Origin of the sequence: Moraxella equi, from assembly GCF_002027555.1 — a bacterium.
Classification (GTDB): Bacteria; Pseudomonadota; Gammaproteobacteria; order Pseudomonadales; family Moraxellaceae; genus Moraxella; species Moraxella equi.
The window spans coordinates 1-15475 of record NZ_MXAP01000034.1 but is presented as its reverse complement, the minus strand read 5'-3'; the positions used below and the strand labels follow the sequence as shown (position 1 = coordinate 15475).

The window sequence follows — 15475 nt, the reverse complement described above, 5'->3', positions numbered from 1 at the left end:
AAAGAGGGTTGAGGGGGTGGGGGAGAGTGTGGTATGATTTGCTTTTTTAATACCTGTTTTTTTAATTGTTTGTTTTTGATATATTGATGATTGACAACACTGCCTACCATAACACCCCTGAAGGGACAACGCTTGAGATGATTCCTGCTGGCTTTGTGCCAAGGCTTGGGGCGTGGCTTATTGATTTTGTTATCCGAGCTGGGGTGATGGCATTACTATCTTTTGTACTCAGCTTTTTTATGGAAGCAGGGATGGGTGTTTTGCTCTTGTGTTATTTTTTGATTGATTGGTTTTACATGGTATTCTTTGAGGTGTATCGAGGCGGACAGACCATCGGGAAAAAACAATATGGTATCAAAGTTTGTACAGATGATGGTATGGCGATGACCTGGCGAGCATCAATGATTAGAAATATATTGAGGGTAGCAGATTTTTTGCCGTTTATGTTTGTGTCTGCTGTGCTTTGTATGCTATTTCATCCACAGGGAAAGCGTTTGGGGGATATGGTGGCAGGCACATTGGTGGTGTATGTAAGTCATGAAAAACTCACTTTTGATATTCCCAAACGAAACCCTGTACTGCCAACCATGCCTTTATTATTCGATGAACAACAGGCGGTACTTGCCTTTGCAGAACGTACGGAGGATTTACCTAAGGAGCGTTGGTTGGAGCTTGCTCAAATTTTAATGCCTTTAACACATCAAGCTACCTCTTTAAAAGCTGGCGATGAGCTGATTGGTTTTGCCAATGCCATTATTGGGCGTGGTTTTGACAATCAAGCCCGAGAGATGGCACAATTTTCCCATCAAACTTCTGCCAAATCCACTTTGGAGGATTCATGAGTCAGCTTAACGATTTTGTGGCGGTAAAGCAAAGCACCTTTGTGGAGAGATTTTCAGCTTTATGGCAAGAATTTGACCGTTTATGCCAAGATAATGGCGTATTCATGGATGATGATATTTATACCCATCTAAAAAATCAAAAAGCACAAAACAATACCAAATCTACCAAAGCCATCATAGATAATTATCCATTAATTTCACTCTATCGACAAATTTGTGAACATCACGCTCTTGCCAAACAGCGTCATTACAGTCCGACACTGGTCAATGCTCTACATAAACGAGTCATGGTGGGGCATGAGCTGATTTATGGTGGTAAAAAAACGCACCAAGGCGGACTTTTACGGTTTATTTTTTATACATTTCCCGTCAGACTACATCAGTATGCCCATCTGTTTTGGTTGTCTTTTGCTTTATTTTATCTGCCGTTAATTATCATGGGTGTGACTTGTTATTTGAATGATGGGCTGATTTATAGTGTCATGGCAGATTCACAAGTTGCTCAGATGGAAGCAATGTACAATCCTGCCAATGGGCATATCGGGCGAGATAGCGACCGAGCAAGTGATACTGATTTGATGATGTTTGGGCATTATGTGCAAAACAATATTGGCATTGATTTTAAGATGTACGGATTGGGGATTTTTGCTGGTATTGGTACGATTTTTTTGACACTGTATAATGGTGTGGTGATTGGTGCGGTGGCAGGGCATTTGACTGGGGTGGGCTATGGTGAGACTTTTTGGCAGTTTGTCGTAGGTCATGGCTCATTTGAACTGACAGCAGCGGTTATTGCGAGCATGGCAGGGATTCGTTTGGGGTTGGGTTTGATTGCTCCTGCTCCGTATGGACGAAAAGACGCTTTGGTTGTGGCGGGACGTGAGAGTATTGAGCTACTGTGTGGGGCGGCATTGATGACGTTTATTGCGGCATTTATTGAAGCATTTTGGTCGTCATCATCGGCTGTGCCAAATATGGTAAAATACATCGTAGGGGCAATGCTTTGGGCTCTTGTGGCACTGTATTTGGTGCTGTGTGGGAGACGTTCATGAATTTGGATAAAATGACCGTCAATATCAAGCCTTTGCCCGCTTATCAGGCAATGGATTTGGGGCTGTCAATGGCTCGCCATTGGTATTATGACTTATGGCGGTTGTGGTGGATGTCACATGTGCCAGTGTTGTGTGCATTGATTGCCGTCATGGCTGGTCTTAATTATATTTTTTATGATGATGACGAGCTGTGGAGTTTGTTGTCTGTTGTATTGTTTTGGTGGGTTAAGCCTATCTTTGAGCGAGAGTTGGTCATTTATTTGGGTCATCGATTGTTTGATGATGATTTTGGGATGGATGATGTGAAGCGTGTTGCCATGCCTAGCGTGATGTTCTTGCTGATAAGACGTTTTGGACTTCGGCGAATGATGGTCATGCCTGTGCATCTGTTAGAGAGGCAGTCGGGAAAATTTGCCAAACAGCGTGTGACGGTACTGTCTCGCCGTCAGGACAGTGCCATTGGTTGGCATGCCATGGCTGTTTTTGTGGTGGAAATGGTGTTGTATGCGGTGAGTGTGATAGTCTTGACCATGATGTTTGGTCTTGGCAGTAGTTTTGGGGAGGGTGAACAAACTCAACTGCCAAAACTTTTGGTCATCGCCCTTGATGTGATGGTGTATGTGGGTGTGGTGGCAATGCTGACCCCGTTTTATGTCGCCAGTGGTTTTGCCATGTATCTGTGCAAGCGAAGTCTGCTTGAAGGATGGGATATTGAGATAGTATTTCGTAAATTACTGGCTCGTCATCACGCCATCAACAACAACCATGTCTCTACCAATACATCGAACCTAAGGCAGGATGAGCCATGATAAATCGTCTGTCTAGCCCTCTCTGCCACTTACCAAAGATGACCCTTATCGCCTGTTTGTGCGGACAACTTATCATAGGAGCGGTTGCCAACACGGGCGAGCTGTCACCTGAGTCGACCTCAGTCGTGGACAAATATCATGTCCCTGATGGCAAAACTAATGCCAATCCTGCCACTTCTGATAAGGTCAAGCAAGAGCTAAGTGACATCATAACATCTGAATCTTATAGTCAAACAACAACCCAAAGCCGATGGGAGCGAAATAAACCCAAGCAAAGCAAAGAGCCAAGCAAGTTTGGTGAATGGCTTGGCAAGTGGCTCGAAAAAATCTTTGGCGATGTGAACATGACGGGTGTCAGTCAGGGCATGGGCGTGATTGGCAAGGGGATTGCTTTGCTTTTTTTATTGGGATTGGCATGGTGGCTACACAAGACACGTCAGACATGGTTGGTGTGGTTACAAAGTTTTAAACATCCCAGTCCAAGCAAAGCACCTGTTGCCCCTGCCCCAGTCTGGCGTCCCGATGAGATGACTTGGACGGATTTACCGGAGGGTTCAAAATTAGTGGCGTTTTTAAAATCTCTGCTCAGTCAAGGGTTGTGGCTACCTGCCTTGTCTGCCTTATACCGTGGCACACTAAGAGAGATGGGGGTGCGACATCATCTGCCCATTGACCGTCATCAGACCGAAGATGAGTGTGCATGGCTACTGGCTCAAAGTGAAGCAGGCAGTCATGAGCGTGAGTATTTTGAACGACTCATCAAGCTTTGGCGTGCGTCAGCCTACGGGCAAAAAATCCCTCAAGGTGTGACCAAAGGGGATTATGGCGACATTCTAGAACTCATCGAGTTGTGGGCGAAACTGTATGGACAAAGGGCGATGGCATGAATAGAACAATCACCCTAAGCACCAAAGAGCGTGCACAAGATAAATGGCTATACATCATCATCGCCATCGCTGTGTTGGGTGCGATGGCTTATGCGTGGTGGTTTTTTAACAATCATCACAAGGTTCAAACCACGTCATACTCGCCAACCGCCGAAGTGCAAGCCAATCGTTATTATACCGCCCAAGCTCTACTCAAAGACGCCAAGACGCTACAAGGCGAGAGCGGACGTACTACACTAATGGATGTTTTTGGCGATACTGTCAATGCCAAGAATGAGATGGTGGTAATCTATGACGTGACCAGCAGTTATAAGCCCCATTTTGATGAAATGATGGCGTGGGTGGCAAATGGCGGACATTTGGTGGTGTTTAATAAAAACATCCTAAGTGATGACATACAAAAGACGGACAGTGATTATCAAGAGGGTCAAAATCCACTGATGGGTTATTTGGGGATTGATTATGTCGCTCATGACTCTAATGCGTTTGATGATGTCAAAAAAACGTTTAATGTCTTTGCCACGCCCCTGTCTATCGATGGCGAGATGATGATTGTCCAAGATGTCAATAATATGAGTAATTATGGATGGTTTTCTGCTGATGAATTTTTTAATCAATATCCTAATGCCAAAGCCATTAATCATCAAATTTATCATCAAGACAGTCATGCATTATTAGCAAATCTAAATACTAATTTGACCAATGAGCAAAAAGAAAAAATCGAACACTCTTTAAAGCAAAGCAAAAACACAAGCGGTCAGTCCAATTTATTTCATCCAAATAATGCTCTATTTGATGTGATGATTGACAAAGGGCGATTGACGATATTGGCAAGCGATGGGTTTTTTGTAAACCCTGTCTCTCGTGGGGTGGATGATGATACCCCCCGGGGTATGCCCATGCCTAGCGATTGGGAGCTACTCACCGATTTGGATGGCGACAAGCATGGCGTGTATGGCTATTGGGGCGGTCTGCTACGTGCCGATAATGGCGAGCTACTGCGAGCATTGGCAGGCGAGCGTCATACTTATTTGGTATCAGATGTTGAGTCCACAGGATTTTTTGTGCTACTTTGGCGACATTTGATGTGGTCAGTGATTGGCATGGTGCTGACCGTGGGCGTATGCTTACTTGCCCTGCCCAAGCGATTTGGGGCAAAAGTAGTTTATGAGACAGATACCAGTCGTAATATCTTTGGTTTTTTTGGGCATGTGGGGCAATACCTATGGACAAGCGATGGAGCGACAGCTTTATTTACCCAAAACCGTCATGCTCTTATCCAAGCCATTCTTGCCAAAGAGCATATCAAAGAGCAAACAGAGACAAGCATTGCCCAAGCGGTGAGCGAGAAAACGGGACTATCCTATGACATGGCTTATGAAGCACTCTATGGCACATGGGAGCAGGAGAGTGACTTTGTGCGGATTAGCCGTAGCTTTGCTCGATTAAGCAGATTTTATGTTTAAAATGTTTGATGAAGCTAATAAGCTTGCTGATGATGTTCTAAAAATCAGATTGCCAGAAGCGGTGTTGTTATCACGGGTCGGCTAAAAGTCGTCTTTGACCTGCCATTTGTGCCAAAACCCAAGCATTTGCCCCAAAAATTTGCTAAAATAAGCGGTTATTTGCCCCAACTTTTTATCATGACCTACCAATCAAACCCTGTCACCACGCCAACTGTCGGTATTGCCAAACGTGCCACTCGCCAAAAAATTGCCACCAAAAAACGCCTGCCACTCATCATTCCTATCCTGCTATGTCTGGGGGCAGGGGCGATGTTCTCACTGTCGCTTGCCCCCTATAAGCTATGGACGATAGCCATACTCTCGCCCATGGTGCTGTATGCTTGTTTGGTGGGTGAAGATAAGGCGGGGCGTGCGTTTTGGGTAGGGCAGGCGTATGGGTTTGGGCTGTGGGCGGTGGGTGCGTTTTGGTTATACACGTCCATTCATGAGTACGGCAACATCCCGACATGGCTTGCCCTTATCATGATAGCTGTGATGGCGTTTATCATGGGGCTGTTTCATGCGGTCATGGCGTGGGCATTTGTGCGTTTTGTGGGTCGTCAGCCGTTGGCATTTGCATCGTTGTGGGTGGTACAAGAATGGACAAAGACATGGCTACTGACAGGTTTTCCGTGGCTGTTTGTGGGTTATGCCTTTACTGATGTGGCATGGATAAGTTCATTGGCACCGATGTTTGGGGTGCTTGCCATTAGCTTTGTGGCGGTGCTGTTTGGAGCGAGTGTGATAGAAGTCTTTCGCCAAAAATTGGGCTTTTTGCTCATCAGTGCTTTTTTGGTGCTGTTTGCCATGGTGATGTGGGTCATCAGCCCCAAATGGACCACCCCTACGGGCGAGAAACTATCCATGTCCTTGATACAGGGCAACATTCCCCAAGATTTAAAATGGCTGACCGAGTACCGCTACGAGACCCTAAGAATCTATGCCGAGCTGTCAGCGAGCGAGTGGGGGCAAGATGTCGTGGTGTGGCCCGAGGCGTCCATTCCCATGTTCCAAGATGAGGCGTGGGAGTTTATCAATGAGGTGCATACGCACGCACGCATGCAGGGGGCGACGTGGGTCATGGGCATTCCCTATAAGGATGTGGAAAACTTTGACCCTGCCACACGAGAATATCCGCATTTGTATAACAGTGTGTTGGCACTGGGCGAGGACAGTGGCGGTCTGTATAAAAAGCAAAATCTTGTCCCTTTTGGCGAGTATATTCCTTTTGAGGGGATGTTGAATATTTTACCTGATTTGGCAGGCATGCAAGATGTGGTCAGTTTTAGCCGTGGCGATGACAACCAAAAGCCACTACTGGTCAAAAATCAGCCCATGGGGTCAGCGGTATGCTATGAAGTGGCATATCCTGATACCACTCGCAAAAATGCCAAAGACACCCAATTTCTCTTGACCGTCTCAAATGATGCGTGGTTTGGCACGAGTGCAGGCCCTTTGCAGCACTTACAAATGGTGCAAATGCGAAGCATGGAGACAGGGCGGTGGTTCGTGCGTGCGACCAACACAGGGGTGACGGCTTTTATCGATGATAAGGGGCGTATCGTCAGCCAAGCGACCCCCTTTGTGCCGACCGTCCTGCGTGGGGAGGTGCCAATGATGACGGGGGTGACGCCTTTTATGCGATGGGGCAGTTATCCGATACTACTGTTGGCGTTCATTTTGGTCGGGCTTAGCTTTATCGTCAAACGCCAAAGTCGCTATGATGCCAGTCATGAGCTGTACTATCAGGGCGAGGGTGTGCGAGATTGATGATATAAAAATGTAAAAATTACCCATAATTTTAATGGGGGATTGTACAAAATGGTAAAAATTGGTATATAATAGGGCAAAATTTATTTCGTTTAAAAACAAAACTCACGCATTTGATGAGTGATTTTTAAAATGTTAAAATTTTAAATAAAATCAAATGCCAAATAAATGGTTAAATCAAACCCATCAACACGACAGGTGATTTATGGCACACGCACATGATGCTTCTGAAAACAACCCAACCAAAGAAATCATTCATGCTTTGATTGGCGTGGTTCTACTTTTGGTGATTATCGGCGGTATTGCCGTTTTTGCATGGTTACGCCCAGCGGGCAATCATGAGCCTGCAACCGTCTCAGCCACACCTGCGGGCAGAGCCTTAGATGAACTTGCTCAAAAAGAGGCAAACCCGACTGATGCCCAAAAAGCAGAAGCTGTGGCAGAAGCGACCGCACCGGATGCGACCGCAGACACTCCTGCCAGCCCCGCCTCAGAGCAAGAAGCAGCTGCCCAAGTAGCGGATTCAAATGGCGATGCCCAAACACCTGTCCAAGACAAAGCGGTAGAGGATAAGCCTGTTGCCAGTGACGTGGCAACAAGCGATGCACCACATGACACAACAGCCGAAGATAAGGTTGCCGATAACACAGCAACTGCCGAAGCAGAACCAAAAGCAGAAGAAACAACCAACTGATTGGCAGATACAAGCCCGCGCCATGCTGAAGGTCAGCTTGGGGTGGGTTTTTTGTTTGTATTTGACAAGGTAATAAACTTGAATCGATGGGGTAAATCCTGCACTTTATCCAAATTTTTCAGCAATCATTTGTAAAATTTGTTATCATATGCAAAGGCGTGTTGAACTTTAACATTTGTAATAAAAAACAAGATTTAGCCATTTTTCATGCAAAAATGGATTGAAGTTGTCAACTTTTACCATATCTATAAGAATGTTATCAATGTTCAACACTTCCTAATGAATTTCCTATAAAACCCCAAATTAAAACCGTTCATGGTGAGATTGGAAAATCTAACAGTTTTCCACCACCCTTTGATAAGCTTAGGGTGAACGCAAAACTGGTTTTGCAGGGAGTTTAATATTATTCATATTCAATACGCCCCCAATATTGGCATAATCTTTGCTTATTATTAGTGATAAGTAATTGGACTTCTTGATGATTCACCATAATTTAAAAAAATGCTTGCTTTTAGGATTGGGACTGCTACCTGTGTTGGTGTCTGCCGACATTAATCCTTTGGATTTGGATGCATTACTCATCCGTGCCACTCAAACACATCCCTTGGTGAATGCAGCCAAAGCGGACGAGATGGCTGCGGTTGAAGGCATGAAAGCGGCAAAGTTGGGTCTGTTGCCCACACCGACCATTAGTGCAGGACATGATAAGGATGATGGACTGGTGAGTACCATCGCCATTCGCCAACCACTGTGGACAGGCGGGCGACTGACTGCACAAATTAACCAAAGCATTTATGACAATAAAGCAGCTAACGCTTATGTTTATGAACAGCAGAATACGGTTGCTAAAAATACCATTGATATTTGGCGAAGCTACATCTATGCCATTGCTTTACAGGAGTTATATAAAGACAGTTTGGCACGCCTAAAAGAGTTTGAGGCGATGATGGAACGTCGTGTGGCACAGGGCGTGTCGGCAAAGATTGAACTTGATTTGGTAAAAAACCGTTTTTATCAAGACCAAAATGCCCTGCAAAATGCCATAGAGCAAGAGCGAGTGGCGGGAGCAAGATTGGCACAGCTCATTGGCGAAAATCTGGGTACCAAGCATTATAATATCACCATGAAGTCCCTAACAGACTATGCCAAATCCCAATCGGTGCATTTTGAGACTCAGGTGTTTGGTAATTCAGGCAGTCATCACCCTAGCGTGGTACGCCAGCATTTTCAAGTAGAAGCCGCCAAGCAAGAAGCCAAAGCTCAAGCAGCAGGGCGTTATCCTAATATCTACGCACAGTATCAACACACTTTTGAGCATGATAATAACGAAGATGAGGGTGAGTTTTCATTGGGCATGTCCTATGACCCAGGAGCGGGTTTTTCAAGTATTGCCCTAACACGTGCCGCCAATGCCCGAGCACTTAGTCTAACCCAAACCCAAGAAGCGACTCGTCGCTCAGTGATGGAAAGTCTACAGACTCAGTATCAAGAGTTTACTTCAGCACGAGACAGGGAACAGTCTATCAAACTTGCCATTGATGGGGCAAAATTGGTGGTGGACTCGTACGGTCGTCAGTTTATCGCAGGGCGAAAATCGTGGCTTGAAGTGCTAAATGCGGTGCGTGAACACACCCAATATGAGCAGCAACTCTTGGAAGTGCAAAGTCAGATGGTGGCAAGCTTTTATAAGCTACAAGTAGATTTTGGGGCGATGGATTGGCAGTCAGACTATGGTAATATGCACGTCCCCATCAATGAATTTCGTCCTTATCGCAATTTCTTATCATGGACACAAACACATGTCCCAATCCATCATGTAGAAGACCAAAACACTGCAGTGAATGGTGCAACTGACCCAGTGATGGATGATGCAAATACTCTTAGTGAAACCGTCAAGACCCAAAAAGAGCTTCAAGAGAATTTCGTCAATCAAGAAGATTTATGGATTGAGCCACCTAGAGATGAGTCCCTAAGGCAGATTGATGTTGCGACACAAGAGTCGTCGGAGCAGGATTCGGAAAGTGAATCGGGGATGGTTATTGAATCGGAGACGATCATTGAAGGTGAAGGAGTGGAGATGCTAACAGAATCATCAAAAAATCTTGATATTTTGATATTGCGATCCAAGCCGCAACCCAAGCCATCAGAGTCAGAATTGATGTCCGAGCAAGAGGTGCAGGAGATACCAGTGATTGTTGATGATGTCAAAACCACAGAATAAGATAATGCTAAATAACAATCATGGTAGAAAGTACGATTAGGCGTATTAAACGATGATAATAATTCACGTTGGTTTTATTGCCAATAAAATATGGCATGCTGTTGTTTAGGGCATACCTGCCTTTTGGTGTTTACCAGTGAGAATGTCCATTAAAAAACAGGGCAGTCGCCCGTTTTGATGTAAAAATTGATTGAAACTGTTGAATTTTCATCATATTTTATAAAAATATCATCAATGGTAGGCGAGCCTTAATAAACTACCTTAAAAATATAAAGTGTTAAGATTATCGTGATGCATCGCCTGTCATGCATGACCAACCAAGGATAACCAATGTCGTTAAACCAAACTAATAACAACCCTGCCGAATCATCAAATGTCGCCCCAGTCAAAGAGAGCATGGGCGGTAAAGCCTTGGGTCTTGCCATCTTTGAATTGCTAAAGGATGTAGGCGTGACGGTTGATAAAAACCGTTTGGATACCGCTTTGTCACGTGTGTTAGAATTTAAGTCGCACGAAGAGAAGCTTTCCGTGTTGCTTGAGACGTTGGGTGTGGTTGATGAGCCTGACATCATGGATGAGCCTGATGCTGCTTATATGCCGTTATTTGTCCATCATAAATCGCTTGGCTATGGGCGAATTGTACAAAAATACGGGCTTAACTGGCTGTTTGAGGGTGTAGATGGGCGAGTTACTTGTCAGAGTTCGGACTTGGATTTTGTGGCAAAAATCAGGGTGTCCGACAGGTTAATCAGTGAAAAAAAGGTCAGCTTTCACGACCTGCTTATGGAAAACCTTAAAGGACATAAGCGTGTGGTGGTGGAGGCGGTTGTGGCTTCGCTCATCATCAACCTGCTTGCCCTCGCCGTCTCATTATTTTCCATGCAGGTCTATGACCGCGTTATTCCAACAAACAGCAAATATACGCTCATCATTCTAGCATCAGGTGTGGCAATCATGATTTTATTTGAGGCGGCGATGAAATTTGCTCGCTCAAAAGTCATGGATAAGATGGTTATTGGTGTTGATGAGAAGCTCTCTCGCAGCATCTTTGAGCGACTGCTTGCGGTGCGTGTGGATAAAATGCCAGGTTCGGTAGGTTCGCTGGCGGCACAGCTTCGTGGCTATGAGCAGGTGCGTTCATTTTTTACGGCAAGCACGCTCTTTACACTTGTCGATATCCCGATGAGTATTTTATTTATCGTGTTGATTGCGGTCATCGGTTCACCCATTGTTGCCATCATTCCACTGATTGCGGCAGTGATTGGCATCATGTTGGGTTTATCAAGTCGTAAAAAGATTGATAAAATCTCTGCCGAAAATGCCACCGCTTCTTATCTAAAAACGGGAATTTTGGTAGAAACCGTCGAGGGCATGGAAACCATCAAGGCAGGCTCGGGGAATTGGAAGTTTTTATCCAAATGGCTAGATGTAACAGGTGATACCATTGATAACGACCTAAAAATGCGTCATGCCAATGACAATCTAAACTACAGCGTGCAAATGCTTCAGCAGATAAGCTATGTAAGTATTGTGATTGCAGGGGCATTTGTGGTTATGTCGCAGGGAATGACCATTGGTGGTCTGATTGCTTGTACCATCCTAGGTGGGCGTATTTTGGCTCCCATTATGAATGCACCGAACCTATTGGTGCAATATTCGCACGCCAAAGCCGCCAAAGCCAACATTGAGCGTCTGTTTAGCTTGGAGCAGGATAATAACGACGTTGCCCATCCTTTAGCACCTTCTAAGATCCATGGTTGGTATCAATGCCATAACATGACCTTTAACTATGCAGGCAATGAGCGTAACGCTCTAAATATTGAACATTTGGATATTAAGGCAGGCGAGCGTGTGGCGATATTGGGGTCTATTGGTTCGGGCAAGTCCACATTGCTTAAAATATTGTCAGGACTGTACATGCCAACCGAGGGTCATGTATTATTAGATGGTCTAGATATCAGCCACATTAGTCGTGAATCTATGAGCGAACAGGTGGGCTATCTACAACAAGACCATCGTCTGTTCCAGGGCACGCTCCGTGAAAACTTGCTGATTGGTATGCCTGCACCCCCTGATGATGTCATTGGTGAAGTGCTTCATCGTACGGGATTGATTCGTCTGGTGTCAGGACATTCAAACGGTTTGGATTTGCCAATCAGTGAGGGTGGTAAGGGTCTGTCAGGTGGACAAAAGCAATTGGTTGCTTTTACTCGTTTGGTGCTGACCAAGCCATCGGTGTGGTTACTTGACGAACCAACGGCATCTATGGATAACATGCAAGAGAATCAATGCTTGCAAGTGCTTGCCCAAGAGCTCCAAGACCCCACCAAGACACTTATTGTCTCAACGCATAAAATGGGGCTCTTGGCATTGGTGAACCGTATCATCATCATGGCAGATGGTAAAGTGGTCATGGATGGACCTAAACAGGCGGTGTTATCCAAGCTTATTCAAAATGAACAAAACGCCAAAGACGCCATGAAAAAAGTGGAGAGTGGTCAAGCACAACAAAGTATTGACCAGTCACCCAATAGTCCATCCAATCAGCCATAAGGAAGCCTCTAGTGAGTCAAAAAAACTATCAAAAAGCCAAATCACGCAGTAAACCCAGTGTGATTATTTGGGTGGCACTGGTGACCATCATTGTGCTTATTACATGGGCATCATTTGCTAAAATCGACCAAGTGACCAGAGCTCAGGCGACTGTCATCGCATCTGACCGCACCCAAGAGATTCAGGCAGCGGACAATGGCATTTTGTCAGAACTGCTGGTCAAAGAGGGCGATGATGTCAAAAAAGGCGACCTATTGGCGATATTAGAAGAAGAGCGTGCTAAGGCGGCATTGGATAACTCAGCAACCAAAGCGGCAGCCCTGCGTGCAAGGGTGGCACGTTTGGAGGCGGAGATTTTTGACCGCCCACTAAATTTCCCAGAAGAAGTGCAAAAGTACACCGAGTACGTCCAAAACCAAACCGAGCTATACAACCGTCGCCGCCAAGCCATCACCCAAGATGTGGCGTCATTACAAAAAATGCTTGACCTTGCCAAGCGAGAGCTTGCCATGAACGAACCGCTATTGGCTCATGGCGACGTCAGTCAGGCGGACGTGATCAGACTTCGCCGTCAAGTGGCAGACATCGAGGCACAGATTACCAACAAACGCAATAAATACTTTGAAGATGCCCAAACCGAGCTGACCAAAGCCCAAGAAGAGCTAGAATCTGAGAGCGAACAGCTCAGAGACCGCACGCAGGTGTTAGAAGAAAAACGGCTATTTGCTCCTGTGGATGGCAAGGTGAATAACATCGCTGTTACGACCATTGGCGGGGTGGTGCGACCGGGCGATACGATCATGCAACTGCTTCCGACCAGTAGTGATTTGATTGTGGAGGCAAAGGTTCAGCCTGTGGACATCGCCTATGTCAAAGAAGGTCAGACCGCCAGTGTCAAACTGGACGCTTATGATTATTCTATCTTTGGGGCGATGAATGGCGAGGTAATCTACATCAGCCCAGACACGCTCATGGAGAAAACCCCGCAAGGCGATAAGCCCTATTATCGGGTGCAGATTCGTATTGCGGGAGCTCAGGTGGCGGCTCGTGAAGATGAGATTGTCATCAAGCCGGGTATGACCGCCAGTGTAGATATCAAGGCAATGGAGCGGACGGTATTATCCTATCTGACCAAACCGATTACCAAGACATTGTCCGAGGGTCTGGGCGAGCGATGATAAAAAAGCGTGAATGTGCAAAGAGTTAAAGTGGCGGTTTATCAACAATTAACCCCAAACTCTGTTTATAAAAGAACCAATCAAATCCATATGTTAGGAAATGGCATGAAATATAAAATTTTAGCCTTAGCATTATGTTTGTTTGCCAGCCCAAGTTATGCCAAACCTACGGACGGCGAAATCTATACCTACCGAGCGGTTTATGAATATTTAAAAGACATCGCCGCGCCAGATGAGCTAGAAAATTATCCTGACGCAATCAAACAAGCAGCAGAAGATGCTTTGGCAGGCAACCCAAGCCGTTATTCTGATGAAGAATTTTTGCTGGCAATGGCAAATATTGAACAGCAAAGACAGCATGAATGGATTGAAAAAATTGCAGAAAATCGCACCAAAGGCACGCAATTTTTAGCCGAAAACGTCAAAAAGTCAGGCATCATCACCACAAAATCAGGCTTACAATACAAAATCATCAAGCAAGGCACAGGCAAAAAACCAAAGCCAAATTCGCAGGTTGCACTCCACTATCAAGGCTGGACAATAGATGGTGAAGAGTTTGATAGTTCTTATGGTCGCTCGCCATTTGAAGTACAGCTTGGTAAAGATTTAATTCAAGGATTTAATGAAGGTTTACAATATATTGGAGCAGGTGGCGAAATTGAACTGTATATCCCTGACCATTTGGCGTATGCAGAAATGGGGACGTCATTGTTTGAAGGTGGGGAGACTTTGATTTTTAAAATCAAATTATTGGAAGTAAAATAAGGGCGAAAAAATCGCCCAACTTTTTAACCCAATATCAACCAAGCACATAATCCACCACCACAGGGGCGTGGTCAGAATACCATTCATCTCGGTAAACCCACGCCCCTACTGTGCGAGCCTTCCAGTCGGGCGAGCAAGCGTGATAATCTATCCGCCAGCCGACATTCTTGGCACGAGCCTGCCCACGATTGCTCCACCACGAATAAATGTCGCTGTCAAATCGCACCACCCGAAAGCTGTCCACATAACCCAAATCATCATAAATATGGTCAAGCCACGCCCGTTCGTGGGGCAGACAGCCAGACGCTTTTTGGTTGCCCGACCAGTTTTTGATGTCAATGCGTTTATGCACAATGTTATAATCACCGCAGACGATGATGGATTTGTTCTCGTCTCGCCAGCGTTTTAAGATGGTTTTATATTTTTCCAAAAACTCATCTTTACGAGCCTGAGCATCATCGCCCGATGAACCAGACGGTAAATACAAAGACGCAATGTGTACAGGTGTATCAAGCCCCCATTCACTCAAATCAAATTGTCCACAGGTAAACCGCCCTTGCGTGTCGGCAATGTGAAAGCCCAGCCCGTCCGTTGGGACAAAGGGTAATTTACTATAAATCGCTGTGCCAGCATATCCCGCTCGCTCAGCAGGGAACAGATGAGCATGATAACCCACAGGCTTAAATTTATCCGTCCACTGCTCATGGGTTATCCGTGTCTCCTGCATACATATCACGTCTGCGTCCGACTTGACAATAAAGTCAAATAAGCCCTTTTTCTCGGACGCTCTTAGTCCATTGACATTGATAGATACCACCCTTAGGATACGCTTGTCGCCATGTTTGGCAAGGTGGGCGGATTTGGGCGGTATGATGTCGTTGGGTTTGGGGTTTAGGGCGGTTGGGGCTTGTGGGTTGGGGTGTAATGGGTTGATGTCGGTCATGGTGTCGTTTATTTAAAAGGTTTATAAAGGGCAAATTTTACCACAAAATGCCATGAATATTTGTGTAAATCGTGATTGATAAGGGCGTACTGAATATTGATAACATTTATACCAACCGAACTTAAAAACTACCACACAACCACATAAAATAAAAGAACAACTTATCAATACAATCCAACCTCCAATCTTGTCTTAATCCTTTAATCCAACTCCAAACTTGTTCAATGGGATTTAAATCAGGTGAGTAAGGCGGTAG

13 protein-coding genes are annotated in these 15475 nt (G+C 45.3%); 11 read left to right on the top strand and 2 right to left on the bottom strand.

All coding sequences use genetic code 11. The features are described 5' to 3' along the window. The first annotated feature begins 86 nt into the window (after window positions 1-86). The 11 genes from B5J93_RS03630 to B5J93_RS03580 all read left to right on the top strand — a co-directional run bounded on the left by B5J93_RS03630 (window position 87) and on the right by B5J93_RS03580 (window position 14276). Window positions 87-842 (top strand): RDD family protein, encoded by a 756-nt coding sequence (locus B5J93_RS03630; RefSeq protein ID WP_079324689.1) that lies wholly within the window; start codon window positions 87-89, stop codon window positions 840-842. Beyond that, window positions 839-1894 (top strand): stage II sporulation protein M, encoded by a 1056-nt coding sequence (locus tag B5J93_RS03625; RefSeq protein ID WP_079324687.1) that lies wholly within the window; start codon window positions 839-841, stop codon window positions 1892-1894. Before B5J93_RS03630 ends, B5J93_RS03625 begins: the two co-directional genes overlap by 4 nt. Continuing rightward, window positions 1891-2703 carry a hypothetical protein gene (locus tag B5J93_RS03620; protein ID WP_079324685.1) on the top strand — a complete coding sequence of 271 codons (813 nt, stop codon included), beginning with the start codon at window positions 1891-1893 and terminating at the stop codon, window positions 2701-2703. The genes B5J93_RS03625 and B5J93_RS03620 overlap by 4 nt, the downstream gene beginning before the upstream one ends. Next, window positions 2700-3590, top strand: a complete 891-nt coding sequence (locus B5J93_RS03615; RefSeq protein WP_079324683.1) for a hypothetical protein — start codon at window positions 2700-2702, stop codon at window positions 3588-3590. Before B5J93_RS03620 ends, B5J93_RS03615 begins: the two co-directional genes overlap by 4 nt. Continuing rightward, entirely contained in the window at window positions 3587-5056 is a 1470-nt protein-coding gene (locus B5J93_RS03610; protein ID WP_079324681.1) for a hypothetical protein, read from the top strand. Before B5J93_RS03615 ends, B5J93_RS03610 begins: the two co-directional genes overlap by 4 nt. Before the next feature lie 177 nt (window positions 5057-5233). Next, entirely contained in the window at window positions 5234-6865 is a 1632-nt protein-coding gene (lnt, locus tag B5J93_RS03605) for an apolipoprotein N-acyltransferase (protein WP_079324694.1), read from the top strand. Between the two features lie 205 nt (window positions 6866-7070). Next, window positions 7071-7559 (top strand): hypothetical protein, encoded by a 489-nt coding sequence (locus tag B5J93_RS13285; protein ID WP_115237196.1) that lies wholly within the window; start codon window positions 7071-7073, stop codon window positions 7557-7559. 478 nt (window positions 7560-8037) lie between these two features. Then, a complete protein-coding gene (locus B5J93_RS03595) occupies window positions 8038-9780 on the top strand; it encodes a TolC family protein (RefSeq protein ID WP_079324679.1) in 1743 nt (580 codons plus the stop codon). 330 nt (window positions 9781-10110) lie between these two features. Then, complete coding sequence (locus tag B5J93_RS03590) at window positions 10111-12333, top strand: ATP-binding cassette domain-containing protein (RefSeq protein ID WP_079324677.1); 2223 nt, start codon at window positions 10111-10113, stop codon at window positions 12331-12333. A gap of 11 nt (window positions 12334-12344) precedes the next feature. Next, window positions 12345-13511 carry an HlyD family type I secretion periplasmic adaptor subunit gene (locus B5J93_RS03585; protein ID WP_079324675.1) on the top strand — a complete coding sequence of 389 codons (1167 nt, stop codon included), beginning with the start codon at window positions 12345-12347 and terminating at the stop codon, window positions 13509-13511. Between the two features lie 105 nt (window positions 13512-13616). Continuing rightward, on the top strand, window positions 13617-14276 hold the full coding sequence (locus B5J93_RS03580; protein ID WP_158080677.1) for an FKBP-type peptidyl-prolyl cis-trans isomerase: 660 nt from the start codon (window positions 13617-13619) through the stop codon (window positions 14274-14276). Window positions 14277-14310: 34 nt separating this feature from the next. On the opposite strand, the gene B5J93_RS03575 is transcribed toward B5J93_RS03580, so the two are convergent. Continuing rightward, window positions 14311-15147: an exodeoxyribonuclease III gene (locus tag B5J93_RS03575; RefSeq protein ID WP_079324692.1), complete on the bottom strand. Its 837-nt coding sequence runs from the start codon at window positions 15145-15147 to the stop codon at window positions 14311-14313. A gap of 193 nt (window positions 15148-15340) precedes the next feature. Further along, a partial coding sequence (locus tag B5J93_RS03570) for a transposase (protein ID WP_143823485.1) occupies window positions 15341-15475 on the bottom strand: 135 nt, incomplete at its 5' end.